The following is a 25,949-nucleotide window of genomic DNA, read 5'->3' as shown; positions in this document are numbered from 1 at the left end:
ACCCGCCCGAAGTCGCAGGGGAAAGGGAGAAAACAGTGAGACGTAGCGTTTTCGCCGTGGTCGCGGCCGCCGCGGTGGCGTCGGCTCTCGTGGCCGCGCCGGCCGCGGATGCCGCGCCGGCGAAGGAAGCGTCGATCGCCTGGGGTGCGTGCACCGATCCGACGCTCGTCGCCGCCGGGGCCGAGTGCGGGTTCCTGGGGGTGCCACTCGACTACCGGAAGCCGGCCGGAGAGCAGGTGCAGCTCGCCGTCAGCCGCGTCAAGCACAAGGTCGCCGACGCGCAGTACCAGGGCGTCATGCTCACCAACCCGGGCGGGCCCGGCGGGTCCGGCCTGCTGCTGGCCACCCGCGGGCCGCGCGTGCCCAACCACGCCGGGGACGCCTACGACTGGGTCGGCTTCGACCCGCGCGGCGTCGGTTCCAGCAAGCCCGCGCTGAGCTGCGACCCGAACTACATGGACTACAACCGTCCCCAGTACGTGCCGTTCACCCCGCAGCTGGAGAAGACCTGGCTGGACCGCTCCAAGGGGTATGCCGAGGCCTGCGCGAAGAACAACTCCAAGGCCCTCCTCGAGAACATGAAGACGACGGACACGGTCCAGGACATGGACTCGATCCGGAAGGCGCTCGGCCAGAAGCAGCTGAACTTCTACGGCTACTCCTACGGCACCTACCTCGGCCAGGTGTACGGCTCGCTGTACCCGCAGAACGTCCGCCGCATGGTGCTCGACTCGACCGTCGACCCGCGGGGCGTCTGGTACGGCGACAACCTCAACCAGGACGTCGCGTTCGACAAGAACATCCTCATCTGGTTCGGCTGGCTCGCCCAGCACGACGACGTCTACCACCTCGGCAAGACGCAGTCCGCGGTGCAGCGCGTGGTCAACGAGCAGCTGCTCAAGGCGCAGTTCACCCCGGCCGGCGGTGTGATCGGCCCGGACGAGATCCTCGACGTCATCCAGCAGGCCAGCTACTACCAGCTGCGGTGGACGCTGCTGGGCGACGCGCTGTCCCGGTTCGTCAACAACGGTGACTGGCAGAACTGGAAGACGCTGTTCGAGGCCTTCGGCGGCCGCGGCGACGACAACGGCTACGCGGTCTACCTCGCCGTCCAGTGCACCGACGTCCAGTGGCCGCAGAGCTGGAACCAGTGGAAGCGCGACAACTGGCGGACCTTCACCAAGGCGCCGTACTTCACCTGGCAGAACGCCTGGTTCAACGCGCCCTGCCTGTACTGGCCGGCGAAGGCCGGGAAGCCGGCCAAGATCGACGGCCGCGGCGTGCAGAGCGTCCTGATGATCGATGAGACGCTCGACGCGGCGACGCCGTTCGAGGGCAGCCTCGAGGTCCGCAGCCGGTTCCCGGGCGCTTCGCTGATCTCGGAGCCGGGCGGCACCAGCCACGCGATCACCCCGCGCGGCAACGCGTGCGTCGACACCAAGATCGCCGACTACCTGGCGACGGGCGCGCTCCCGGTCCGCAAGCCGGGCCGCACGGCCGACGTCGAGTGCGCCCCGCTGCCGCAGCCGACGCCGCCGGCGCCGACCGCGGCCAAGGCCGATGTCGCGGCGACGCAAGGCTTGGTCGCCGGACGGTTCACCGGCTGACCTGCGAAAACCCGAAAAAAACGGGGTGTCGGGCACAGTGCCCGGCACCCCGTTTTTCGTGCTTTCCGGCGCCGGGGGCTTTGAAGGCGCGTGGACTTTGTGTTACAAAGTGCGGGTCAGGTTTGAAACGCAAAGTCCACGAAAGGAGGACGCCATGACTGGGGGACCGGCGTTCGCGCTCAACGGCCTCACCAAGAGGTTCGGCCGGGTCACGGCGGTCGGCGGCGTGACCGTCGAGGTCGCGCGCGGCGAGGTCGTCGCGCTGCTCGGGCCGAACGGCGCGGGCAAGTCGACCACCGTCGACATGCTGCTCGGGCTGACCAGGCCGGACGCGGGGGAGGTGATCGTCGCGGGTGGCAGCCCGCGCGAAGCCGTCGACCGGGGGCTGGTCGGCGCGATGATGCAGAACGGCGCGCTGCTGCCGGACGTCACGGTCGGCGAGATCGTCGACCTGGTCGTCTCCACGCACGAGAAGCCGCTGCCCGCGGCCGAGGTGCTCGCCCGCGCCGGCCTGACGGACCTCGTCAAACGCCGCTGCGGCAAGCTTTCCGGCGGCGAACGGCAGCGCGTCCGGTTCGCGCTCGCGCTGGCCGGCGACCCGCAGCTGCTCGTGCTCGACGAGCCGACCGCCGCGATGGACGTCGACGGCAGGCGCGCGTTCTGGGCGGCCATCCGCGAGTTCGCCGCGACCGGCCGGACCGTGCTGTTCGCGACGCACTACCTGGCCGAGGCCGAGGACTACGCCGACCGCGTGGTGCTGATGCGCCACGGCGCCGTCGTCGCCGACGGCCCGGTCGCCGAGGTCCGGGCCGCGGTGTCCGGCCGCGTGCTCAAGGCCGTCGTGCCCGAGGCCACCGAAGCCGGCTTGGCCGTGCTGCCCGGCGTCACCAGCGTCCAGCTGCGCGCGGGCCGCGCCGAGCTGGCCTGCGCCGACTCCGACGCCGCCATCCGCGCCCTGCTCGCCGCGCACCCGCTGGCGTCCGACATCGAGATCACCGCGCTGGGCCTCGAAGAGGCTTTCCTGGCGCTCACCGCCGAGGAGGCCGCCGCGTGAACACCACTTACCTGACCCTCGAGATCAAGCGGATCGTCCGCAGCCCGCAGTTCACGATCTTCACCATCGGCATGCCGGTGGCCATGTACCTGCTCTTCGGGGCCATCTTCGGCGACTACGTCCTGGACAACGGCCTGCACTCGAGCACGCAGACGATGATCGGCATGGCCGCGTACGGCGCCAGCGGCGGCGCCCTGTTCACCGGCACCCGGGTGGCGCAGGAACGCACGGACGGCTGGCAGCGCCAGCTCCGCCTGACGCCGATGCGCGGCCCCGGCTACCTCGCCGTCAAGGTCGCGTCGGCGATGGCCGTCGCCCTGCCGGTGCTGCTGGCGATCTTCTTCGTCGGCTTCCTGCGGGGGGAACCGCTCACCGCCGCCGAATGGGGCCGTCAGCTGGTGTTCCTGTGGGCGGCGACGCTCCCGTTCGCCGTCCTCGGCCTGGCCATCGGCCTGTTCGGCAAGGGCGACACGGTCGGCGCGGTCACCGGCGCGCTGATGATGCCGCTCGGCATGCTCGGCGGCCTGTGGATCCCGCTGGAGATCCTGCCCGGCTGGATGGCGACGGTGGCGCACTTCGTGCCGACGTACTGGCTGCGCCGGGTCGGCCTCGACCCGCTGACGCACGCGTCCGGGACGTGGGTCGCGGTGCTCGTGCTGGCGGGGTGGCTCGTGCTCCCGGCACTGGTGGTCGTGCGCCGCTTCCGGCTGGACACGGCCAGGCTCTGAGTGCGTGGTGTCAATCCGGCCAGAAGCAGGCCACCCCCGAGCGGTACGTGCCCGTTGGCACGGGCCGATTCGGCCGTGGCTGTGGCCGGATTGGCAACGAATGGCACAGTAGCTTCCGTGCAACGTACGGGAGGAGGGCGGACCGGGTGGAAGACGAGCCGATGTCGGCCGAGGAGTCGCTGAACCTGATCGCTCAGCAGTCCCGGCGGAACCAGCGCGAATTCGGCGGGGGCCCGGCGCGGATGCTCGCGGCCTGGGCCTTCGCCTGGATCGTCGGCTGGGGGTTCACCTACCTCACCACGCGGTCCTGGGTGGCGGTGCCCGGCTGGGTCGCCGGCGCCATCGTCGTCCCCGTGCTGTTCCTCTGCGCCATGGCCTACACGACGTACGCCAGCATCCGCACCGGGCGCGGCATCCGCGGGCCGTCCCGCACGGTCGGCGCGATGTACGGCTACGGCTGGGCGCTCGCCTCGATCGGGCTGATGGTCGTCGACATCCGGATCACGCAGTTCCAGGTGCTCTCGGCCGACCAGGTGTCGCTGCTGTGGTCGGGCACCTGGCTGCTGATCACCGGCGTGATGTACCTGGCGGGCGGCATGGTCTGGCAGGACAAGCTGATGTACGGCCTCGGCGCGTGGGTGATCGTGTCGGCGGCGCTGAGCGTGCTCGTGGGCTACCCGCACAACTTCCTCGTGCTCACGGTGTGCGGCGGTGGCGGGTTCCTGCTCGCCTCGATCGTGTACTTCGTCCGCGAGAAGCGCCGATGAGCGAACTCCCCCAGCTCGACCCCGTCATCCACGCCCAGGCCCGGCTGCGGGTCACCGTCGCGCTCGCCGGCCTGCGCTCCGGCGACCAGATCACTTTCCCGCGGCTGCAGCAGCTGCTGGACATGACGGCCGGCAACCTCTCGACGCACCTGCGCAAGCTCGAGGACGCCGAGTACGTCGAGATCACCAAGGCGTTCGAGCACCGCACGCCGGTCACGCTGGTCCGGCTGACCGGCCGTGGGCGGGCCGCGTTCGAGAGCTACACCCAGGCGCTCCACCAGCTGCTGGACGCCACCGGCGAGGACTGACGTGGCTCGCTGGGTGATCCACCTCGACCTGGACGCCTTCTACGCCTCGGCCGAGCAGCTCACCCGCCCGACGCTGGCCGGGCGCCCGGTGCTCGTCGGCGGCCTCGGCCCCCGCGGGGTCGTCGCCGGTGCCAGCTACGAGTCCCGCGCGTTCGGCATCAAGTCGGCGATGCCGATGGCCCAGGCGCGGCGGCTGCTGCCGGCGAACGGCGTCATCGTGCCGCCGCGGTTCCGTGTCTACGAACGGCTCAGCCAGGACGTGTTCGCCGTCGTCTCCGCGGTGGCGCCGGTGCTGGAGAAGATCTCGCTCGACGAAGCTTTCGCCGAACCACCGTCGCTCGTCGGTGCTTCGCCGGCCGCGGTCACGGAGTTCTGCGAGTCGTTGCGGGCGGCGATCCGCGCGGAAACCGGCCTGGTGGCGTCGATCGGCGCGGGCAACGGCAAGCAGATCGCGAAGATCGCGTCCGACGAGGCCAAACCGGACGGCCTGCTGGTCGTGCCGCAGGGCACCGAGCGGGAGTTCCTGGCGCCGCTGCCGGTGCGCGCGCTGTGGGGGATCGGCCCGGTCGCGGAGGGCAAGCTGCGGTTCATCGGCGTCCAGACGCTCGGGCAGCTGGCGGCACTGTCCGAACAGGACGCCGTCGCCACGCTCGGCGGTGTGGTCGGCCGCGACCTGCGCCGCCTCGCGACCGGCGCCGACGACCGCCCGGTGGCCGGGCGCGCCGAGACCAAGCAGGTCAGCGCCGAAACGACGTTCGACACCGACATCAAGGACCTGGCCTCCTTGAAGGCGGAGGTCCGGCGCATCGCCGTCGGCGCGCACCAGCGGCTGCTCAAGGCCGAGCGCGTGGCGCGGACGGTCGTGATCAAGCTGCGGCACACCGACATGCACACGGTGACCCGCTCGGAGACGATCTCGGCCCCGACCGACGACCTGGCCGAGCTGGCCGCGACGGCGGAGCGCCTGCTGCTGGACCCGGCGGAGTTCGGCGGCATCCGCCTGGCGGGGGTGGCCTACAGCGGCCTTTCCGTACCGCACCAGGACGCGCTGTTCACCTTGGCGGCCCCGGCGGCGCCCTCGACGTCGACGGTGGTGTCGGCGCCGGCTCCCTCCGCCCCGTCGGAGTGGCGGCAGGGCGACGACGTGGTCCACGAGGAGTTCGGCACGGGCTGGGTCCAGGGCGCGGGCCACGGCCGCGTGACGGTCCGCTTCGAGCACCGGTCGTCCGGCCCCGGCGTGGCCCGCACCTTCCCCCAGTCCGACCCGGCCCTGCGCCGCGGCGAACCCGGGGACTGCCTGAAGTAGGCCTACTCGGCCGAGCAGCCTTGCAGCTTCGCGATTTCCTGGCCGGCCAGCAGGAACGCGCCGACGCCGTAAGCCGCGGTGTCGGCCGCGTGAGCCGTCGCCGGGCGGTCGCCCACCGGCTGGACGAAGCCGACCTTGCCGTCCGCCTGCAGGGCCTTCGTCGACAACGCCGTCCACGCCTTGTCCACCACCGGGCGGTAGCGAGCCGCGTCGAGGACGCCCGCGGTGATGCCCCAGCCGATGCCGAAGGTGAAGAACGCCGTGCCGCTCGTCTCCGGGCCGCCGTGGTCCCACGGGTTCAGCAGGTCCGAGTTCCAGAAGCCGTCACGGCGTTGCGTCAAAGCCAGCGTGGCCGCCATCTTCCGGTACACCCGCAGGTATTCCGGACGGCGTGAGTCGTCGGCCGGCAGGACCTGCAGCACCTTCGTCAGCGCCGCCAGCGCCCAGCCGTTGCCGCGCGACCAGAACACGCCCGAGCCCTTGAAGCGCTCGTCGCGGTACCACAACCCGGTGAACTCGTTGAACAGCTTGTGCTCCGCCGACCGGAACAAGCTGTCCATGGCGTCCAAATAGGACGGATCGTGGTCGATCAGGCTCATCCGGGCGAACGACGGCATCGCCATGTTCAGCGCGTCGACGTAGTTCCAGTAGTCGCGGTGGCCCGCCCGCACCGACGCCACTTCGGCCTGGATCCGGGTGCGGATCGAGTCGAGCGGGATCTCCGGGTGGAAGTACGTGTAGAGGTCCAGGTACGCCTCGCCGGCGGCCTGGTCGTCCGGGAAGAACGGGCGCTTCGGGTCGGAGGGCAGCTGGTAGCCGTTGGCCTGCGCCCACGGGTACGTCTTGTGGTTGGACTGGCCGGTGGTCCGGACCAGTGCCAGGTTGCCGACGTGGAACGTCGCGTTCTGCCAGTCGGCCGGATCGGGGTTCGTCCCGTTCGCGGCCCAGTAGTTGCCCGCGGCGACCATTTCGTCCGAAACGGCGCAGGAAACGGCGGCGGTGGCGACGGGAGCCGTCAGCAGGCTCCCCGCCACGGCCGCGGCCGCGAGCACGCCGAAGCCACGAATACCCGGGAAACGCATCTAAGCGTCCTCCTCCACGATCAGTTGCGGGGGCCCGGGTGGCGGAGCCCCCGGCTGGGCGAAGCCCCTTATGTTCCAGCACGTCATGGCGGCGGTCATCCGCAGCGAGTGAAGCGCTTCCCGCTGGACGTGTCAAGGTGCCGGTGAGCGGTACGGCGCAACGGTTTCCAGCAACCGGCGCGACGCGGACTCGGCGCCGTCGGCGTCCTTCGCCAGCACCAGCGTCAGCACGCGGGAGTGCGCGACGAGCTCCATCGGCTCACCGTGCGCCCGCAACGCCGCCACGACCGGGACCTGCAGCTGCGCGATGAGCGCGTTCCCCGACGCGCGGATCAGCGCCGCGTGGAACCGGGAGTCGGCCTCGCCGAACGCTTCCGCGTCGGACCGCTCGACCGCGTCCGCCATCAGCTCGTAGGCCGCCGCCATCGCCGAGAGCTCGTCCGGACGCCGGTGCCGCGCCGCCATCCGCGCCGCCTGGGGCTCGATCGCCAGCCGCAGCTCGAGCAGCTCCTGCAGGTGCCGCGGGCGGTCGGGACCGTTGACGCGCCAGGCGATGACGTCCGGGTCGATCGCGTCCCACGCGTCGGGCGGCAGCGTCCACGTGCCGACCCGCGGCCGCGCCGTCACCATGCCCTTGGACTCCAGGACCCGTAGTGCCTCGCGCACCACCGTCCTCGACGCCGAAAACCGGCGCCCGAGCTCCTCGGGGACGAGCGGCTGCCCGTCCCCGAGGACGCCTTCGACGATGAGCCTGCCCAGTTCGTCGACGATGCGCGCGTGCAGGCTCCGTGGACCGCTCACCACCGTCCGCCCGCGCTACTCGGGCAGGCCGACGCGACGCTCCCCGCTGCGCAGTTGCTGCAGCACGACCGCGATCACCAGCAGGGCGCCGTGGGCGACGTTCTGCCAGAACGGGTTGATGCCCAGCCCGGACATGCCGTTGTCGAGCACGCCCAGGATGATCACCGCGAGCACGGTGGAGATGATCGAGCCGCGGCCGCCCTTGAGCATCGTCCCGCCGAGCGCGGCGCCGGTGACGGCCTGCAGTTCCAGGCCCTCGGACCCGGACACCGGCTGGCCCGAACCGGTGCGCGCGGTGATCAGGATGCCCGCGACCGCCGCGACCACGCCGGCGAGTGCGTACACGCCGATGATGTACCGGTTGATGTTGATGCCGGCCAGCCGTGCCGCGGTGTCGTTGCCGCCGATGGCGTAGACGTTGCGGCCGATGTCGGTGTACTTGAGCAGGAAGTGCAGCAGCGCCGCGACGATCAGGAACACCCACACCAGCGACGGCAGCCCGAGCACGGACCCCTTGGCCAGGAAGATGAACAGGTCGTCGCCGCCGGTGTAGCCCTGCGACTTGCCGTCCGAGATGACCTGCGCGACCCCCTTGTAGGTGGCGAGCATGGCCAGCGTCGCGACGACCGGGTTGACCCGGCCGAAGATGATGATCATGCCGTTGATCAGGCCGCAGACGATGCCGACGCCGATCGCGGCGAGGATGCCGACCCCGGCGCTGCCGGTCGAGGTGAACACCATCGCGGAGATGACCGACGCGAGCCCGGCCATCGAGCCGACCGAGATGTCCAGCGCGCCCAGGATGATCACCAGCGTCTGGACCAGGGCGAGCAGCCCCATGATGGTGATCGCGCTGCCGATCAGCAGCAGGTTGTTGGTGCGCAGGAAGTTGTCGTTCAGCACGCTCAGCAGGACGATCAACGCGATCAGGGTGATGATCAGGCTGGAGTTCTGCACGCCGATGCCGGTGAGCACGCGGCGCGCGGCGCTCGGTTGCGCCGGAGCGGCGGGGGCCGAAGTTTCCTTGGTGGGCGTACTCATGCGCCGATCTCCTGCTGTTCTTCTACTGCGGGTTCGGTTTCGGGGATGGCGAGGGTCAGCACGGCTTCCTCGGTCGCGTCGGCACGGCTGAGCTCGCCCGCCAGCCGCCCGGCCCGCATGACGAGGACGCGGTCGGCCAGCGTCAGCACCTCGGGCAGGTCGGAGGAGATGACCAGCAGCGCGATGCCTTCCGCGGCGAGGCCGTCGATGATCCGGTAGATCTCGGCCTTCGCGCCGACGTCGACGCCGCGCGTCGGCTCGTCGAGGATCAGCAGCTTCGGCCGCCGCGCCAGCCAGCGCGCGAGGACGGCCTTCTGCTGGTTGCCGCCCGACAGCTTGCGGACTTCCTGCTCCATCGACGGCGTCCGCACGCGAAGCTCGTTGATGTACTCCTCGACGAGCGCGCGTTCTTTCGCTCGCTTCACGACGCGGAAGCGGCGAAGCCGGTCCAGGACCGAGATGGAGATGTTGTCGCGGACGGACCGCTGCATGAGCAACGCGTCCGTCTTGCGCTCTTCGGGCGCGAAGCCGATGCCCGCCTTCACGGCGTCACCCGGGTTGTGCGCGCGCAGCCGCTTCCCGTCGAGCTCGACGGTGCCCGAGCGGATCGGCAGGTCGCCGACGATCGCGCGGGCCAGCTCGGAACGCCCGGCGCCGACCAGGCCGGCGAGGCAGACGACCTCGCCCGCGCGGACCCGCAGCGAGATGCCGGTGACGTCGTCGGTCGTGACGTCGTCGAGCTTCAGCACGACGTCGCCGGTGTCCTGGGTGACGCGGCGTTCCAGCGCCGAGAGGTCGCGGCCGATCATCATCCGGACCAGGCCGGGCTCGTCGGTCTCCGAAACCTGCTGGACGCCGACGAGCTTCCCGTCGCGCAGCACCGCGACGCGGTCGGCGAGCTGGAAGATCTCCTTCATCCGGTGCGAGACGTAGACGACCGCGACGCCGCTGTCGCGCAACCGCCCGATCAGCCGGAACAGCGCCTCGACCTCGTGCTCCGAGAGCGACGACGTCGGCTCGTCGAAGGCGATCACCTTCGGCGGGGTGGCCGCGGTGAGCACGCGCAGGATCTCGACGATCTGCCGCTGGGCGGCCGACAGCGCGACGCCGAGCGTGGCCGGGTTGAGGACGCCTTCGAAGCCGTACTCGGCGAGCGCGTCCTGCGTCGCCTTCAGGAGCGTGCGGCGGTTGAAGACCCGGACCTTGGCGGGGAGCTCGCCGACGAAGACGTTCTCCGCCACCGAAACGTGCGGGATGATCTCGGGTTCCTGGTAGATCACGCGGACCCCGGCGGCCATCGCCGCGCGCGGGGTGTCGAACGCGACCTCGGTGCCGTCCAGCAGCAGGCGCCCGTCGTCGGGGCCCTGGTCGCCGGAGAGGACGCGCAGCAGCGTCGACTTCCCGGCGCCGTTCTCGCCCATCAGCGCGAGGACTTCGCCGGAGCGGATCTCCAGCGAGACGTCGTCGAGGGCGGTGACCCCGGAGAAGCGCTTGCCGATGCCCTCGACGGCGAGCGCGGGTGAAGAGGAGGACATGGTCGCCTTCCGTACGGCGGTCGTGAGTGTTTAGGGCGGTCGGAACCGCCCTAAACACTCACGAGGGGGTCGGTCAGGTGCAGTTGACGCCGGCCTGCTTGTAGTTGTCCTTGTTGACGATCGTGGTCTTCGCGATCGTCTCCGCGGGCAGCTCCTTGCCGTTCTTCACCTTGTCGACGAGCACCTGGATCGCCGAGCGGCCGACCTCGGCGCCGGAGATGTAGAGCGCGGACTTGTTGCCGGTGTCCTTGCCCGCGGCCCAGTCCTTGCAGGTGAGGTACGCGCCGAGCCCGACGCCGATGATGTTGCCCGCCTGCACGCCCGAGTTGGCCAGCGCGGTCACGACGCCGGTCTCGTTCTCGTCGTTGCAGCCCCAGACGACCCAGTGCTTGACGCCCGGGTTGGAGCCGATCACCGCACCGGAGCGGTTCTGCGCGTCGACGGGGGAGTTGTCGGTGCCGACGTCGATCACCTGGACGCCCGGGTCGCCCGACTTGCCGAACGCGGCCTTGGCGGCGTTGACGCGGTCGGTGCAGACGCTCAGGTCCTGCTTGTAGGCACTGATGATCTTGGTGTCGGCGGCGGTCCAGCCGGCGGCCTTGAACAGCTTCCCGGCCTCGGTGCCGACCGAGTCGCCCATCTGGCTGCCGTTGAAGCCGACGAACGCGGCCTTCGCGCCGGTGCCGTCCTTGATGACGTCGTCGGAGGCGATGATCGGGATGCCCGCGCTCTTCGCCTTGTCGATCACCTGCGGGCCGATGGCCTGGTCCGGGACGACGATGGCGACGCCGTTGGCGCCTTGGGCGACCGCGGCGTCGAGTTCGGTGATCGCCTTGTTGGCGTCCTGGCCGAGGTTGACCACCTTGAGCTCGACGCCGAGCTCCTTGGCCTTCTCCTGAGCTCCCTGCGCCTGCTCGACGAAGTACTGCTGGTCACCCTGCTTCTGCAGGTAGTACAGCGTGATCTTGCCGGTGGCCGGAGCCTGCTGTTGCGGTGCCGCCGTGTCTTTGCCGGAGGAGCACGAGGCCATCAGGACGCCGGAAATCAAACAACAACCAACAACGCTCCAGGTGTGAGACCTGTGCGGGTATGTGGACATCGAGTGCTCCCATGGGACCGGGGACGAGTGTTGCGGCTCGGTTACTTCCGAGTGACTGGTATTACAAAACACCCGTTCGTGGAGCGTCAAGCCGCAGTTAGCGGAGCGAGACCTACTCTCCGTAGTTGCATCGTGGCACACGTCCGGGTCATTTATCGTATTTTTTCCCCGCTGGGCTGCGCGTTGTCCAGTTTTGTCCTGTGCGAATGTTCTGATCGGTGTTGTCGACTGTGGTGGGAGTTTTGGATGACCGGGATGCCCTCTCTGCCGGGTTCGCCCGGCTGGCAGGATGGCCGGACCACGTCAGGAGGGGCACCGATGACGAAGCACCGCGTCGCCGCGCTCGCCGGGGTCGCCGTCCTGGTGGCCGGCTGCAGCGGCACGCCGCAGCAGTCCGGCCCGGCACCGACCCCGTTCCCGGAGACGGTCTCGTCTTCGGCGGCGGCCCCCGACGGCTCGTTCAGCGTCGTCGCGACCGGCGACGTCCTGATCCACCCGGCGCTGACCGAGCAGGCCGAGGCCGACGGCGGCGGCAAGATCGACTACCGCCCGCTGCTGGCCGGGGTCAAGCCGCTGATCTCCGGTGCCGACCTCGGGATCTGCCACCTCGAGACGCCGCTCGCGCCGGAAGGCGGGCCGTACAGCGGGTACCCGTCGTTCAGTGCGCCGCCGGAGATCGCGGACGCGCTCAAGGACACCGGCTACGACACGTGCTCCACGTCGTCCAACCACACGATCGACCAGGGCGCCGCCGGCGTCTCGCGCACGCTGGACAAGCTCGACGCCGTCGGCATCAAGCACACGGGCTCGGCCCGGTCGGCGGCGGAGGCGGCGAAACCGCTGGTCATGGACGTCCACGGAGTCAAGGTGGCGCAGGTGTCGTACGCCTTCGGGTTCAACGGCATCAAGGTCCCGGCCGGCAAACCGTGGCTGGCCAACCAGATCGACGTCGACGACGTCCTGTCGGCGGCCCGCAAGGCCCGCGAAGCGGGGGCGCAGGTCGTCATCGCGAGCCTGCACTGGGGCGTGGAGTACCAGCACGAGCCGACGGCGGAGCAGCGCTCGCAGGCGAAGAAGATCCTGGCGTCGGACGACGTCGACCTGATCATCGGCCACCACGCCCACGTGGTCCAGCCGTTCGAGAAGCTCGGCGGCAAGTGGGTGGCCTACGGGCTGGGCAACAGCATCGCCCGCCATTCGGAACCCCGCGGCGACACGGAGGAAGGCGCGGCGGCGCGGTTCCGCTTCGTGCGGGACGGTGAGCGGTGGAAGGTCGACAAGGCGGAGTACGTGCCCACGTTGATCAAGCTGGACGCGCCGATCCGGCTGGTCGACTTGTCGACTTCGGAGAAGTCCGGGCCGGTCACGAAGGCTTTGGGGGACACGGACAAGAACATCTTGAGCCTGGGCGCGGACAAGGACGGCCTGACCCGCCCGGGCAAGTAGAGCGGCCCTGAGCCGGGTCGGTTCGCACCGCCGGCTGGGCTTGGGCCGGCGCGCCGGACTCGCGGCCGGGGCTGGTCCGCCGGCCTCGCGCGGTCGTGCCGATCATGCGTGCGTGGCCAGGCGGTCGCGAGTCCGGGCTTGGCTTGGCTTGGGTTTGCACCACCGGCCGTGGGGGGCTGACTGCCGAACTCGCGCCCGCGGGCTCCGGCGGGCTCGTACGGGCGCGCTGATCACTCGTGTGGCCCGGCGGGCGATTGCGCGCGGCTGCCGATCACTCGCGTGGCTCGGCGGCGATTGCGGGCGGCTGCCGATCACTCGTGTGGTCCGGCGGGCGATTGCGGGCGGCTGCCGATCACTCGTGTGGTCCGGCGGGCGATTGCGGGCGGGTGCTGATCACGCGCGTGGCCCGGCGGCGATTTCCGGGCGGCTGCCGAGCCGGCGGGCGATTTGCGCGCGGCCGCGCCGATCACGCGTGTGGCCGGCGGGGTGCCCCGCCGGCCACGGATGCCGCTCGTCCGCCTGCCCGCGGGCGAGCCGGCCGTCTCTTCGGGCTCACACGTGCGGCCGCGCCGACCGCACGTGTTTCCCCGAACGCGCGCCTGCCCCGCGCGCGAGCCGTCCCCGCCTCAGTGCGTGCGGGTCGTGATCAGCCGGGCCAGTGCGGCCAGTTCCGCCGCCGGGCGCGGGACCGGGTTGACCGACGCCAGTTCGCGCAGGCCCTTCGCCACCAGCGCCGACGCCTGGGCCTGGCTCCACTGGCGGCCGCCCGCGAGATCCACCAACGCGGCCGCGCGGGAGAGCTCCGCCTCGTCCAGCGGGTCCGTGCCCTCGTAGAGCGTCGCCAGCTCCGCGCCCGCCTCGGTGCCCGACGACAGCGCCGTCACCACCGGGAGGGACTTCTTGCGGCTCTGCAGGTCCGAGTACACCGATTTGCCCGTCTCGGCGGGGTCGCCCCAGATGCCGAGCAGGTCGTCGACGTGCTGGAACGCCAGGCCCACCGAACGGCCGAACTCGCCGAAGCGGGCCGGCGGCCGGTTGCCGTGCAGGGCACCGAGTTCGCAGGCCGCGCCGATCAGGGCCGCCGTCTTGCCCGTCGCCATCCGGACGCACTCCGGCGGCGTCACGTCGTCGCGTTGCTCGAAGTCCAGGTCGGCGGCTTGGCCTTCCAGCAGTTCGAGCACGCCCTGGGACACCACTTTCGCGCCGTCGGGGGTCAGCTCCTCGAACGCCAGGCTCAGCAACGCGTCCCCGGCGAGCACCGCGGCGCCGGTGCCGAACACCGTCCACGCCGTCGCGCGGTGGCGGCGGGTGGTGTCGCCGTCCATGACGTCGTCGTGTAGCAGCGAAAAGTTGTGCACCAGCTCGACCGCGACGGCCGCGGGCACCGCGTCCACCGGGTCGCCGCCCGCGGCCTCCGCGCACAGCAGGACCAGCGCGGGCCGCAGCGCCTTGCCGCCGTCCGCGTTCGACGGTTCGCCCTGGGCGTCCCACCAGCCGAAGTGGTAGCCGGCGATCCGCCGCATCATGTCCGGCAGGCGTTCCGCGGCGGTGCGCAGCGCCGGGTCGACGAGGCTCTTGCTCCACGCGAGCACGTCCGGGAGCGAACGTGCCGCGGTGCGTGCGTCCATGGTCGTCATGCGCGCCCGACCTCCACGTCGTCCAGTACTCCCAGTGCGTCCGGGACCAGCACGGCCGCGGAGTGATAGGCGGAGACGAGGTATGAGGTGACCGCGCGGTCGCTGGTTCCCATGAGCCGGACGTTGATCCCGGGCTGGTATTCGTCGGGGAGTTCTTTGGGGCGTAACCCGATGACTCCGGCGTCGTCTTCGCCGGTGCGCATGGCGAGGATCGAGGTGGTTCCGGTGTCGGTGACGGGAATTTTGTCGCAGGGCAGGATCGGCACTCCCCGCCAGGCACAGACCCGTTTCCCGTCCACGACTGTGCTGTCGGGATATATCCGGTGTGCGGTGCAGGCGCGTCCGAAGGCGGCGATGGCGCGGGGGTGGGCGAGGAAGAATTTCGTTTTCCGTCGCCGGCAGAGCAGGTCGTCCATGTCCAGCGGGGTGGGTGGGCCGGTGCGGGTGGTGAGGCGTTGTTTGAGGCCGGCGTTGTGCAGGAGCCCGAAGTCGGTGTTGTTGATCAGGTCGTGTTCTTGCCGTTCCCGCAACGCTTCGACGGTGAGCCGCAGTTGCTGGTGGAGCTGGTTCATCGGCTGGTTGTAGAGGTCGGTGACCCGGTTGTGGACCCGCAGGACGGTTTGGGCGAGGGCGAGGTCGTATTCGCGGGGTGAGGGGTCGTAGTCGACGTAGGTGCCGGCCAGCAGCGGTTCTCCGTCGTGCCCGGCGGAGAGGTCGATCGCGGCTTCGCCTTTGCCGTTGTGGGGTTTGCGGGGCCGTCCGATCGCCTCGGCCACATGGGTCCGCAGGGATTGCAGGCGTCCGTTGAGCCGGGCGTAGGCGGCCGCGGGCAGGGCGAGTGCGATGACGCGGGTGGCGGCGCGGGCGGTGTATTCCCAGGTGGTGTCGTGGCGGGCGAGGAGGTCGGCGCCGAGGTGGTCGCCGTCGGTGGCGGTGGTGAGGGTGGTGTCGTCGCCGTAGGGGCCGGTGCGGTGGCGGGTGACTTTGCCGTGCGCGATCAGCACGAGCGTGTCCAGGGGGGTGCCTTCGGTGACGAGGGTGGCGCCGGGGTCGTATTCGCGTTGCTCGAACGCCTCCGCCAGTGCTGCCAGTGCGGTTTCGTCGCTGAAGCCGCGCAGGAGTTCCAGTTCGGTGAGTTCGGCGGGGACGACGTGGACGTGGCTGCCGGTGGTGTAGAAGGTGAGTTTGCCGTCGCCGAGGGTGTAGGTGAGGCGCCGGTTGACCCGGTAGCTGCCGGCGGGGACGTCGACCCAGGGTAGCTGGGTCAGTAGCCAGCGTGGGGTGATGGCCCGCATCTGGGGCGGGGTTTTGGTGGTGGTGGCCAGGGTCCGGGCGGCGGCGACCCCGAGGGAGAGCTGCACCGATGGTTCGTCGGTGACGGTCACGGTCAGCCTTCCCGGCCGAGTTCGACGCTGTCGAGCACCGCCAGCGCGTCCGGGACCAGCACCGCGGCGGAGTAGTAGGCGGAGACGAGGTAGGAGATGATGGCCTGTTCGCTGATGCCCATGAACCGCACGTTGAGCCCGGGCTGGTATTCGTCGGGCAGGCCGGTCTGGTGGAGCCCGACGACGCCTTGGGCTTGTTCGCCGGTGCGCATCAGCAGGATGGAGCTGGTGCGGGTGTCGGAGACGGGGATTTTGTTGCAGGGCAGGATCGGGACGCCGCGCCAGGCGGGGACCTGGTGCCCGCCGAGGTCGGTGGAGCCGGGGTAGATGCCGGCTTTGGTGCATTCGCGGCCGAACGCGGCGATGGTGGTGGGGTGGGCGAGGAAGAAGCCGGGGTCTTTCCAGACCAGGGTGAGCAGTTCGTCGAGGTCGTCGGGGGTGGGTGGGCCGGTGCGGGTGGGGATGCGCTGGGAGAAGTCGGCGTTGTGCAGGAGCCCGAAGTCGGTGTTGTTGACCAGTTCGTGTTCCTGGCGTTCGCGCAGGGCTTCGATGGTGAGGCGGAGCTGCTGCTCGATCTGGTTCATCGGCTGGTTGTAGAGGTCGGCGACGCGGGAGTGCACGCGCAGGACGGTCTGGGCGACGGAGAGTTCGTATTCGCGGGGTTGGGCTTCGTAGTCGACGAAGGTGCCGGGCAGGTGGGGTTCGCCGTCGTGGCCGGAGGCGAGGGAGATTTCCGCTTCGCCGTGGTCGTTGCGTGCTGTGGAGCCCTGCGACAGGTAGGCCTGCAGGTGCGCCTGGAGGGTGTCGGCGCGGGAGAGGACGTCGTCGAAGGCGGTGCGGGGGAGGGTGAGGACGGTGCAGGTGGTGACGGCTTTGGCGGTGAATTCCCAGATGCCGTCGGTGTGGGTGAGGGTGGTGTCGCCGAAGTAGTCGCCGTCGGCGAGGGTGGCGAGGGTGGTGTGGTCGCCGTAGGCGCCGGTGCCGATTTTGGTGATTTTGCCGTGGGCGATGAGGAAGACCTGGTCGGCGGGGGAGCCGAATTCGACGAGGGTGTCGCCGGGTTGGTATTCGTGCTGGGTGAAGCGGGTGGCGAGTTCGGTGAGGACGTCTTCGTCGTCGTAGCCGCGTAGGGGGGCGAGTTCGCCGAGTTCGGGGGGGATGACGCGGACGGTGGCGCCGGTGGTGGTGAAGGTGACGCGGCCGTCGCCGACGGCGTAGGAGAGGCGGCGGTTGACGCGGTAGGAGCCGGCTGCGACTTCGACCCAGGGGAGGGCTTTGAGGAGCCAGCGGGTGGAGATGCCTTGCATCTGGGGTACGGACTTGGTCGTGGTGGCCAGTGTCCGGGCGGCGGCGCGGCCGAGGCTCAGTGGTGTCTGTTCGGATTCCACCGGGTCGGTGACAGTCACAGCGAAAACCCCTCATCAATCGCGTCGGAGCGAAATTCGCGCGGTCCAGCGAAGTCGCGAAATCAACATAGCAACGGCGCGCCACCGCACAATGCCACGATCGGGTCACCGAGTTCGATTGACGGGAGCCGCGCCGCCATTTCGGACACCCGCCGCCGGAGGCTTGGTCACCCCCGGTGTGCGAGCGTCACCCGGTCGGGAAGTGCCCAGCTCATAAGGGGAACAGCCGGTCGCCGGCCGGAGCGATGACCGCCGTCCGGCTGCCGGGAACTGGGCCGAACCGGCGAAATCCTGGACCGGGGTGCGGCCACCCGGATGAATCGAACAATGTACGGTTGTCCGGCCGGAAACCCGTGACTACTGTCTCGCTGGTTACCGATCCGGCGGCAGCCACGGCGGAAACCGGCGCGTCGTGGGGATCGGCTGCGGACCGCGTCCGCCTGCTTTCGGCCGGATTGGTGACTTGGGTGATCCCGGTGGTGGAAACCCCGGCGGGGAAAGGACGTGGATGAACATCTTCGTGACCGGTGCGCTCTGGGTGGCCGGCGCGGCCTTGGTGGGGGGCCTGATCGCCTACCTGGTCCGCCGGTTCGGCTGGGACGAAGGCCGGCCCGACAACAACGACGCGGCGGGCCAGGTGTTCACCATCGTCGGCGGGCTGCACGCGGTGCTGGTCGCGTTCGTGCTCATCTCCCTGTTCGACTCCGTCGGCTCCGCGAGCCAGGACGCGCAGACCGAGGCCGACAGCCTGGTCGCGGCCACCTGGGCGGCCGACGCGCTGCCCGCCGACACGAAGGACCGGGTGCGCGAGCTCGCCGTCGCCTATGCGCGCACGGTCGAGGACCAGGAATGGCCGCGCCTGGCCGACGGCGGCGCGATCCCCGCGACCGGCTGGACGCAGCTCGACCAGATGCGCCAGGCGGTCGCGGCCGCCGACGTCGACGGCGACTGGCAGATCGACCGCAAGACCGAGGCCACCAACCAGCTCTGGTCGGTCTACCAGGCCCGCCAGCAGCGGCTGGCCAACTCCGGCGGCGGTGGGGTCGGCGCGGTCGTCTGGTTCGCGCTGATCCTCGGCAGCATCATCACCGCGATCCTGCTGCCCAACCTGTTCGGCGGCACCCGGCTGGCCGCGCACATCATCATCGTGTCCACCCTGGCCGGCACGATCACGTTGCTGCTGTTCGCGATCCACGAACTGCAGAACCCGTTCAGCGGCGGGGCGAAGGTGCCGCCGGAGGCGTTCACGACGGCGCTGGACCGGCTGGCTTGACCGGCACGCGGGCCCGCTGGGCGGCGATGCTCGGCGTCGCCGCGGCGGTCTCGGCGCTGCTCGCGGCGACCGGCTGGCTCACGCCGTCCCGGCAGCCGGCGGCCCAGGCGCCGGACCGCTGCACCATCCTGCAGGCGGAAAACGAACGCAGCGGCGCGCCGACGACGTTGCGGCTGCTCGACCTGCCCGGCGGCGCCACGAAACGCCTGACGCAGGCCGGATACTGGATCAACGCGATGGGGTACTCCGCCGCGCAGGGCTTCGTCTACGGCGTCGCCGACGGCACCCGCGGCGGCCGGTACGCCCACGGCGCGCACGCCGTCCGGATCGACGGCCAAGGCACCGTCACCGACCTGGGCGTGATCGGCCGCGCGGGCGCGACGCGTCCACTGTGGAGCCTGGTCACCGGTGCCACCGCCGGCGCGGTCGCCGGGAACCGCTGGTACGTCCGGCAGGACAGCGATCTGTACACAGTGGACATCAGCCCGGCGACCCAGGACTACCTGCGGGTCGTGCACCGGACGCCGCTGCGGCCGGTGTCGCTGGCCGTCAGCGTCGACGACTTCGCCTACGACCCGGTGGACGGGCTGCTCTACGGCGTCTCGACGACTTCGCGCGGCGGCGGTGCCGTCGTCACGCTCGACCCGGCGACCGGGAAGGTTGTGCCGGTGCCCGGGCTGAGGTTCCCCGACGGCGGCGCGTACGGCTCGGTCGTGCTCGGCCCCGGCGCGATCTACGCCACGGCCAACCGCGACGGGCACCGCAGCGTCACCTACCGGCTGCCGCGTGACGGCTCGGGCCCGGCGGTCGAGGTCGCGACCGGGCCGGTGCTGGTGAGCGGCGACGCGGCCGGCTGCCTCACCGAAACACCGCCGCCCCCGCCGCCCACGACGTCGTCGCCTGAGCCACCTCCGCCGCCGACCACGACACCGGCCCCGCCGCAGACGACGACCCCGGCACCGACGCCGACCCCGACCACCCCGGCGCCGGAGCCCCCGCCCCCGCCGCGGCCGCCGCCGGTCGAACAGCCGGCCGCCCCGGTGCCGGTGCCGGCACCCACGCCGGCGCCGGTCGTCCGCCCCCGGGAGGTCACCCCGGCACCGGCGCCGCCGCCGACGTCGGCACCGCGCGCGCGGCCGACCGAGAAACCGCAGCCGGTGGCCGACGACACCGCGCACCGGACCCGGCAGCAACGCCGCTGGGGGCTCACCGCGCTGATCCTGGTGCTCGGCGGCGGAGCCGCGGCCGCGCACGGACGTCGGCACCGTTAAGGCCGGCGCCTTCTCGAAGACGTCCGTTGTCCACTTCGGCCGCTCAGACTCCTCCTCCGGCGCGATCGACGCGCCGGAGGAGGAGAACCGGATGAAGCGGGTACGAATCGCCCTGGTGGCCGGGGTCCTGGCGCTGCCGCTGGTGGCGGCGGGACCGGCGGCGGCCCACGACCACGGCCCGCGGGCGAAGGACGACCACTACCGCGTGCGCGCGGGGCAGCCGCTGCGGGGCGGGGTGCTCGGCAACGACCGGTCGGCCACCGCGGTCGTCCGGCACACCGCGGCCGCGCACGGCACGGTGGCGATCGGCGCCGACGGGACCTTCCACTACACCCCGGCGCCCGGCTTCACCGGCCGGGATTCCTTCACCTACACCGTTTCCGACGCGGTGAAGCTCTACCCGACGGCCCTGCCGCCGCTGGCGACGGTCGGCGGCGTCGAGATCAAGGGCGGCGCCTACGGTTCGGCGCTGACCCCGGTGCCCGGCTCCCGTGACGAGGTCTACGGCCTCACCGACCGCGGCCCGAACGTCGACGCGCCCGGTGGCGGCAAGATCGAGCCGCTGCCCGCGTTCACCCCGGCGATCGGCAAGTTCCGGCTGCGGGACGGGAAGGCCGTGCTGGAGAAGGTGGTCCCGCTGCGCGCGGCGGACGGCACGCCGTACAACGGCCAGGTCAGCCCGGTCGCCGACACCGGCGAGACCATCGTCGACCTGAACGGGAACACCCTCCCGAAGTCCGCGAACGGCTACGACTCCGAAGGCCTGGTCGCCCAGCGCGACGGCACGTTCTGGGTGTCCGACGAGTACGGCCCCTTCATCACGCACTTCGGCCGCGACGGCCGCGCGCTCGAGCGCCTCTCGCCGTACGACGGCTCGCTGCCGGGCGAGCTGAAGTACCGCGTCCCGAACAAGGGCATGGAAGGCCTCGCGCTCACCCCGGACGGCCGGACGCTGGTCGGCGTCATGCAGTCGGCGCTGCAGCAGCCGGACCTGACGAAGAAGCCGGGCAACGTGACGACGCTGCGGATCGTCACCGTCGACCTGCGGACCCGCGCCACGCACGAGTACCTCTACCTGCTCGACGACCCGGACACGACGGGCACCGCGGTCAGCGAGATCACGGCGCTGTCGGCCACGCGGTTCCTGGTGGACGAGCGCGACGGCAAGCCGGAGCCGGGTGCTTTCAAAAAGCTGTACGAGATCGACCTGAGCGGCGCCACCGACGTCGGCCCGCGCGCCGCGGGGTACGACGCCGTCAAGGGCGGCCTGCTCGTCGGCGGCAAGAGCATCGACGCCTACGTCGGCAAGGACACCACCGCCCAGGCGACCGCCGACCTGGCCGCGGCCGGCATCAAGCCGGTTTCGAAGAAGCTGTACCTCGACCTCGGTGCCCTGGTGACCGGGCTGGACCCGAGCGGCGGCTTCTTCGGGCACGACAAGGTCGAAGGCGTCGCGACCACCGACGGCGGCCGGACCGTCGTGATCAGCAACGACAACGACTTCGGCATCGACGCCGTGACGAACGCGGCACCGCCGTACGCGCTGCACCCGAAGACGCTGCCGGACGGGCGCCAGGACGACGGCGAGTACCTGGCCGTCGACACCACGAGGCTCCCGGCGGCGACGAGCACCGCGACGGTCACCATCGACGTGCGCTAGTACTTGAACTGGTCGACGTTGTCGGCGGTGATGAGCAGCGGATCGCCCAGCAGGACGGTCTTCGACGGGGCGTCGAACTTCACCGCCGGCAACTCCAGGCTCACCTTGTTGACGGCCTGGAGCGGCTTGCCGTCGGCGACCTGCTTCGCCGTCCACGCGGTGAGGTAGCCGAGCGACTCGACGTTCCACAGCACCGACTGCGAGCAGGACCCGTCGAGCAGGAACGGCTTGATCGCCTGCGGCGTCCCGACCCCGACGGTGAAGACCTGGCCGATCTTTTCCGCGTCGCGCACGGCCTTCGCGACGCCGGGCGCCGACGTCGTGCACTCGCCGATCAGCCCGGTCAGCCCGGGGTGGCGGGCCATCAGCTCCTTGGCGAGGTTCGTCGCGGTGTCCTGGTCCTCGCCCGCGTAGACGGTCTCGACGAGCTGGGCCTTCGGGTACTGCGTGGCGGCGTAGTCCTTCTGGACCGCGATCCACGTGTTGAGGTTCGCCGCGGCCGGGCCGCAGGAGACGATCGCGTACTGCCCGGTGCCGCCGGTCTTCTTCATCAGCGCGTCGACGAGCGCGGTCCCGATGCCCTTGGCGGTGGCCTGGTTGACGAACACCTCACGCTGCGTGCCCGGCGCGTCGGTGTCCGAGGTCAGCACGTGGATGCCCTTCGCCCGGGCCTCGCCGATCACCTGCGCGAGCGCGGCCGGGTCGTTGGGCGCCACGACGATGACGTCGACCTTCTTGGCGATCAGCTCACGCAGGATGGCGACCTGGGCGGCCGGGTCGACGCTGCCCGGCGCGTTCGTGGACCACGCCACGCCCAGCTGCTTCGCGGCTTCCTGCCCGCCGGTGTCCATGGCCTCGAAGTACGGGATGCCCCCGATCTTCGGCACGAAGGCGACCCGGGTGGGAGCCGGCGCGGGCGCGCTGCCCAGCTGGTCCGAGCAGCCCCCGACCGTCAGCACGGCACCCAGCAGCAGCGTCGCGACCAGCCGGAAGGTCTTCGTCGGCCCTCGCATCCCACCCATTCCTCATGACTTGCGGACGGTCTGCGCACGGTGGAGACCAAGGGCGAACGGTAGGGCCCCGGGTAACGGAGGTCAACGGGATGTGCGCAAAGGGTTACGGAAGTGAGTTCTGCTCCGGGTGGATGAGAAGAAGATCGCCTGGTCGGCGGTGTCGGCCACGCAGGGTGACGATGACGCCCTCTCGGGCGCCCCTCGTCGTTCGGCGTGTGACTCGCGGAACTCGCGTTTGGTACCCCCCAGGGGTATAGTCGCCGGCATGAACGAACAGCACGGGGCTTCGTGGGCGACGGCGATCCAGGCGACCCTCCACTGCCTGACCGGCTGCGCCATCGGTGAGGTGCTCGGCATGGTGCTGGGCACGGCGTTCGGCCTGCACAACGCGGCGACCGTGGTCCTCTCGATCGCGCTGGCCTTCGTCTTCGGCTACGGCCTGACCATGCGCGGGGTCCTGAAGTCGGGCCTGGGCGTCCAGGCCGCCTTCAAGGTCGCGCTCGCCGCGGACACCGTGTCGATCGCCGTCATGGAGCTGATCGACAACACCGTGGTCGTGGCGATCCCGGGGGCGATGGACGCGGGGCTGGCCAGCTTCCTCTTCTGGCTGGCCTTGGCGCTGTCGCTGGCGATCGCGTTCGTCGTCACGGTGCCGGTCAACAAGTGGATGATCGGGCGCGGTCTCGGCCACGCCAAGGTGCACGCGCACCACCAGCACTGAAAGCGCGTCCGGGAAGGTGGCGGCCTCCCCGGACGCCGCTACACGCTCGACAGGTCGACCGCGCGGTCGACCTTCCGCCGGTCCAGCACCCGCAGGATGCCTTCCAGCAGGTAGTAGTCGGCGTAGGGGAGCGACACCTCGACGCCGTCCTCGGCCGGGCGGTTGCGGGTGCAGCGGGCGACGCTCGCTTCGGCGCGGGTGGACTTCGTCGTCAGGCACGTGCGCGACACCGCCGTCAGGATGCGCAGCGCGCTGTCCCGGTACTGCGGGCGGTGCGTGAGCTCGGCCAGGTCCAGCAGGCCGCACGCCATGATCACGCCGGCGGAGGCGTCCTTGACGTCGTCGGGGGCCTGCGGCGCCAGGTAGTCCCACACCGGCACGTGGTCGGCGGTCAGCCGGGACAGCGCGTAGTCCGCGAGGCGCTGCGCCGTCGTCAGGAACTCCGGGTCGCCGGTGCGCCGGTGGATCGTGGTGAACCCGTAGACGCCCCACGCCTGCCCGCGCGACCAGCACGACGCCGGGCTGTAGCCCTGCACGGTGTTGGGCCCGACCGGCGCGCCGGTGACCGGGTCGAAGTCGAACACGTGCGGCGTCGACCCGTCGGGGCGCGGGAAGTTCTTCTGCGCGGTCCTGGCGTGCGCGACCGCGATGTCCAGGTACGCCGGGTCCCCGGTCTGCTCGGTCGCGAACGCCAGCAGGTCCAGGTTCATCATCGTGTCCATGATGACGCGGCCGGCATTGCCCGGGTCGTTCAGCGCACCCCAGGCGCGGATGAACTTCCCGGCCGGGTTGTAGCGCTTGATGAGCGATGACGCGGCCTGGATCGCGCCCGCGCGCCACTTCTCGTCGCCGGTGAGCCGCCAGGCGGTCACCCACGAGGGGTAGAAGAGGAAGCCGAGGTCGTGCGTTCCGGTGTCGGTCCGGCGCGGCGCGAGTTTCTCCGCGGACGCCAGTGCGAGGGTCCTGAATTGTTCCTCGCCGCTGTGCAGCCAGGCCAGCCACAACTGGCCGGGCCAGAATCCGCCGACCCAGTCGCCATTCTGCGAATAGGTCCATTTCTCGAACTTCGTGCCGACCGGGAACGCGGTGACGCCGGGGGCCACCGCGCGCAGCTTCGCCACCGCGTAATCGGCCGCTTGGCGGAGCGTCCGGGTCACGGTGGCCTGGTCGGGAAGTTCGGGGGTGGCCGCGAAAGCAGGGGTCGGGCTGCTCGCGGCCACCGCGGCACCGGCCGCGGTGGTCAGCAGGGTTCTCCGGGAAACGCTCACAGGGGACCGCCATTCCGTGCGGGGAAAGTGCCCGGAATTTTTGCACGGTCACCCGTGAGTTGTACACCCGGCGAACTCGCATTCACGCTTGTGAATTGACGTCCCGCTGAGCGGGAATGGCGGAGAAAAGGGCGAAGGCCCGGTGGGGGACACCGGGCCTTCGCTGTTATCGCGGGGGTGAGGGCAGTCAACCACGCGATGATCGAGGCTCACTCGAGCCGCGCTTCAGTGCTTCAGCATTTCGGCGCCACCGGGAGGTCGGAGCCGGTCTGCAGGTAGGTGTCCGACACGTAGTGGCCGGGGCCGATGCGGTCCCAGATGTTGCTGGTGCCGAACTTGCCGGTGACGGTGTCGCCCTCGACGTAGCACTCGATGGTCACCTTGGCGTAGTTCGCCGCGAGGCCCTTGATGGCGGCCGACGTGCTCGCGCTCGCCCGGACGTTCATCGGGTCGCCCGCGGTGCTGACCACGCCGGTCGGGCCGGAGCCGGTCCACAGGTAGGTGACGTTGACGTTGCCGTTGTCGGACATGCCGAGCCCGTCCCAGAAGACGCCGTCGGCGAGGTCGATGCCGGCCGGGTTCGCCACCTTGTAGCCGAGGCCGCTCTTGCCGCCGTTGTACCCGTTGTAGTAAGCGGCGTACGCCTCGGGCTGGCCCTGCGGCAGGTCCTTGAACTTGGTCCGGGTCGCCGCCGGGTTCCAGTAGTCGTCCTGCTCGTTCCACGGGCCGATGTCCCACACCGGCGCGTACTCGCACTTGCTGCCGTCGGTGCGGCAGACGCGCACGGAGTAGGTGCCCGATCCCTTACTGGACAAGCCTTTTCCGGACGGCAGCGCGACGAAGTGGTCGCGGCTGGTGATGACGTGACCGTTCGCGGTCGTGCCACCGATCAGGCCCTCGCGGGTGCCGTAGACCTTGTACGTCAGCGCGGCGGTCGCGGCCAGCGCGTTGACCTGCGGGGCGTTGTCGGCGCTGAGCTTGACGTCCTTGACCGTCGGCCGCACGCCGTCGGTGCTGCTGTGCAGGCTGATGCGCACCTGCACGGCGGAGACGGCGGTCTTGAGCGTGGTGCCCGCGGGCGTCCACTCGGTCCAGTCGTTCACCCCGGTCCGGCCGCGGACGTCGACGTCGACCGAGGTCCCCTTCGGCGTGTCGGCGGCCAGTTCCGCGCTGACGCGGTTGGCGGCGGAGCCGAGCGCGTGTTCGGCGGTGGTGAGACTGCCTTCACTGCCGGCGAAAACCCTTGCGGTTCTGTGCCACGCGGCGTCGGCCAGCGTCAGCGTTCCGCCGGTGCCGGCGACGTTGACGTCATCGGTGTCCACAGTGGACACGTCGGCGGTCCAGCTCGCGCCATCGGTCTTCGTCGCGGCCTGGGCGGGTGCTCCGGCCAGCGCCGTCACCGCCCCCGCGGCCAGAACCGCCGCGGTCACGCGGCCGGCCTTCCTGATCCGGATCATCCCCGGTTCTCCCTTCGCACCTGTTCACTCGAACGTGGCGAAAGACTGACGGGACGACGTACATGATCCGTACAAGCAGGTTGT

The 25,949-nt window shown here is 70.7% G+C and carries 22 protein-coding genes; 11 read left to right on the top strand and 11 right to left on the bottom strand.

The annotated features are described in order from the left end of the window. Nucleotides 1–35: 35 nt before the first annotated feature. The 6 genes from MUY14_RS29035 to MUY14_RS29010 all read left to right on the top strand — a co-directional run bounded on the left by MUY14_RS29035 (nucleotide 36) and on the right by MUY14_RS29010 (nucleotide 5,770). Entirely contained in the window at nucleotides 36–1,607 is a 1,572-nt protein-coding gene (locus tag MUY14_RS29035; protein ID WP_247013856.1) for an alpha/beta hydrolase, read from the top strand. 154 nt (nucleotides 1,608–1,761) lie between these two features. Next, entirely contained in the window at nucleotides 1,762–2,661 is a 900-nt protein-coding gene (locus tag MUY14_RS29030; protein WP_247013854.1) for an ABC transporter ATP-binding protein, read from the top strand. After that, nucleotides 2,658–3,389, top strand: coding sequence for an ABC transporter permease (locus tag MUY14_RS29025; protein ID WP_247013852.1), 732 nt, complete (start codon nucleotides 2,658–2,660; stop codon nucleotides 3,387–3,389). The genes MUY14_RS29030 and MUY14_RS29025 overlap by 4 nt, the downstream gene beginning before the upstream one ends. Nucleotides 3,390–3,535: 146 nt before the next feature. Then, nucleotides 3,536–4,156, top strand: coding sequence for a hypothetical protein (locus MUY14_RS29020; RefSeq protein ID WP_247013850.1), 621 nt, complete (start codon nucleotides 3,536–3,538; stop codon nucleotides 4,154–4,156). Beyond that, the gene (locus MUY14_RS29015; RefSeq protein WP_247013848.1) at nucleotides 4,153–4,464 is read left to right on the top strand and encodes a transcriptional regulator; all 312 of its coding nucleotides are present in this window, start codon (nucleotides 4,153–4,155) and stop codon (nucleotides 4,462–4,464) included. The genes MUY14_RS29020 and MUY14_RS29015 overlap by 4 nt, the downstream gene beginning before the upstream one ends. Before the next feature lies 1 nt (nucleotide 4,465). Next, a complete protein-coding gene (locus MUY14_RS29010) occupies nucleotides 4,466–5,770 on the top strand; it encodes a DNA polymerase IV (protein ID WP_247013846.1) in 1,305 nt (434 codons plus the stop codon). A 2-nt stretch (nucleotides 5,771–5,772) separates the two neighbouring features. Here the strand turns inward: MUY14_RS29010 and MUY14_RS29005 are convergent, their stop codons facing one another. The 5 genes from MUY14_RS29005 to MUY14_RS28985 form a co-directional block, all read right to left on the bottom strand. After that, nucleotides 5,773–6,852, bottom strand: a complete 1,080-nt coding sequence (locus MUY14_RS29005; protein ID WP_247013844.1) for a glycoside hydrolase family 88 protein — start codon at nucleotides 6,850–6,852, stop codon at nucleotides 5,773–5,775. A gap of 132 nt (nucleotides 6,853–6,984) precedes the next feature. Then, a complete protein-coding gene (locus tag MUY14_RS29000; protein ID WP_247013842.1) occupies nucleotides 6,985–7,653 on the bottom strand; it encodes a FadR/GntR family transcriptional regulator in 669 nt (222 codons plus the stop codon). A gap of 15 nt (nucleotides 7,654–7,668) precedes the next feature. Next, a complete protein-coding gene (locus MUY14_RS28995) occupies nucleotides 7,669–8,694 on the bottom strand; it encodes an ABC transporter permease (protein WP_247013840.1) in 1,026 nt (341 codons plus the stop codon). Then, nucleotides 8,691–10,229, bottom strand: a complete 1,539-nt coding sequence (locus MUY14_RS28990) for a sugar ABC transporter ATP-binding protein (protein ID WP_247013838.1) — start codon at nucleotides 10,227–10,229, stop codon at nucleotides 8,691–8,693. Before MUY14_RS28990 ends, MUY14_RS28995 begins: the two co-directional genes overlap by 4 nt. Before the next feature lie 73 nt (nucleotides 10,230–10,302). Further along, a complete protein-coding gene (locus tag MUY14_RS28985; RefSeq protein ID WP_247013836.1) occupies nucleotides 10,303–11,277 on the bottom strand; it encodes a substrate-binding domain-containing protein in 975 nt (324 codons plus the stop codon). A 369-nt stretch (nucleotides 11,278–11,646) separates the two neighbouring features. On the opposite strand from MUY14_RS28985, the gene MUY14_RS28980 reads away from it, so the two are divergent. Next, nucleotides 11,647–12,774, top strand: coding sequence for a CapA family protein (locus MUY14_RS28980; RefSeq protein ID WP_247013834.1), 1,128 nt, complete (start codon nucleotides 11,647–11,649; stop codon nucleotides 12,772–12,774). A 626-nt stretch (nucleotides 12,775–13,400) separates the two neighbouring features. On the opposite strand, the gene MUY14_RS28975 is transcribed toward MUY14_RS28980, so the two are convergent. Genes MUY14_RS28975 through MUY14_RS28965 form a run of 3 tightly spaced genes read right to left on the bottom strand, consistent with a single transcriptional unit; the run spans nucleotide 13,401 to nucleotide 17,202 of the window. Next, entirely contained in the window at nucleotides 13,401–14,411 is a 1,011-nt protein-coding gene (locus MUY14_RS28975) for a polyprenyl synthetase family protein (protein ID WP_247013832.1), read from the bottom strand. Beyond that, a complete protein-coding gene (locus MUY14_RS28970) occupies nucleotides 14,408–15,796 on the bottom strand; it encodes a family 2B encapsulin nanocompartment shell protein (RefSeq protein WP_247013830.1) in 1,389 nt (462 codons plus the stop codon). Before MUY14_RS28970 ends, MUY14_RS28975 begins: the two co-directional genes overlap by 4 nt. A 2-nt stretch (nucleotides 15,797–15,798) precedes the next feature. Next, a complete protein-coding gene (locus MUY14_RS28965) occupies nucleotides 15,799–17,202 on the bottom strand; it encodes a family 2B encapsulin nanocompartment shell protein (protein WP_247013828.1) in 1,404 nt (467 codons plus the stop codon). A 508-nt stretch (nucleotides 17,203–17,710) separates the two neighbouring features. Here MUY14_RS28965 and MUY14_RS28960 point away from each other — a divergent pair. The 3 genes from MUY14_RS28960 to MUY14_RS28950 all read left to right on the top strand — a co-directional run bounded on the left by MUY14_RS28960 (nucleotide 17,711) and on the right by MUY14_RS28950 (nucleotide 21,406). Beyond that, a complete protein-coding gene (locus tag MUY14_RS28960; RefSeq protein WP_247013826.1) occupies nucleotides 17,711–18,475 on the top strand; it encodes a DUF4239 domain-containing protein in 765 nt (254 codons plus the stop codon). Then, complete coding sequence (locus tag MUY14_RS28955; RefSeq protein ID WP_247013824.1) at nucleotides 18,472–19,746, top strand: DUF6923 family protein; 1,275 nt, start codon at nucleotides 18,472–18,474, stop codon at nucleotides 19,744–19,746. Before MUY14_RS28960 ends, MUY14_RS28955 begins: the two co-directional genes overlap by 4 nt. Nucleotides 19,747–19,837: 91 nt before the next feature. Beyond that, on the top strand, nucleotides 19,838–21,406 hold the full coding sequence (locus MUY14_RS28950) for an esterase-like activity of phytase family protein (RefSeq protein WP_247013822.1): 1,569 nt from the start codon (nucleotides 19,838–19,840) through the stop codon (nucleotides 21,404–21,406). Here the strand turns inward: MUY14_RS28950 and MUY14_RS28945 are convergent. After that, on the bottom strand, nucleotides 21,403–22,419 hold the full coding sequence (locus MUY14_RS28945; RefSeq protein WP_247013820.1) for an autoinducer 2 ABC transporter substrate-binding protein: 1,017 nt from the start codon (nucleotides 22,417–22,419) through the stop codon (nucleotides 21,403–21,405). The two genes, MUY14_RS28950 and MUY14_RS28945, sit on opposite strands and share 4 nt — an antisense overlap. A 265-nt stretch (nucleotides 22,420–22,684) precedes the next feature. Here MUY14_RS28945 and MUY14_RS28940 point away from each other — a divergent pair, with 265 nt between their 5' ends. Further along, on the top strand, nucleotides 22,685–23,140 hold the full coding sequence (locus MUY14_RS28940; RefSeq protein WP_247013818.1) for a DUF4396 domain-containing protein: 456 nt from the start codon (nucleotides 22,685–22,687) through the stop codon (nucleotides 23,138–23,140). A gap of 38 nt (nucleotides 23,141–23,178) precedes the next feature. On the opposite strand, the gene MUY14_RS28935 is transcribed toward MUY14_RS28940, so the two are convergent. Together MUY14_RS28935 and MUY14_RS28930 are read right to left on the bottom strand one after the other, a co-directional pair. Next, on the bottom strand, nucleotides 23,179–24,408 hold the full coding sequence (locus tag MUY14_RS28935; RefSeq protein ID WP_247013816.1) for a glycoside hydrolase family 88 protein: 1,230 nt from the start codon (nucleotides 24,406–24,408) through the stop codon (nucleotides 23,179–23,181). A gap of 233 nt (nucleotides 24,409–24,641) precedes the next feature. Beyond that, a complete protein-coding gene (locus tag MUY14_RS28930; protein WP_247013814.1) occupies nucleotides 24,642–25,865 on the bottom strand; it encodes a hypothetical protein in 1,224 nt (407 codons plus the stop codon). Nucleotides 25,866–25,949 lie beyond the last annotated feature (84 nt).

It is taken from the genome of Amycolatopsis sp. FBCC-B4732 (assembly GCF_023008405.1).
Classification (GTDB): domain Bacteria; phylum Actinomycetota; class Actinomycetes; order Mycobacteriales; family Pseudonocardiaceae; genus Amycolatopsis; species Amycolatopsis pretoriensis_A.
Note: the sequence above shows the minus strand (reverse complement) of the source record. Positions and strands in the feature narration are given on the sequence as shown.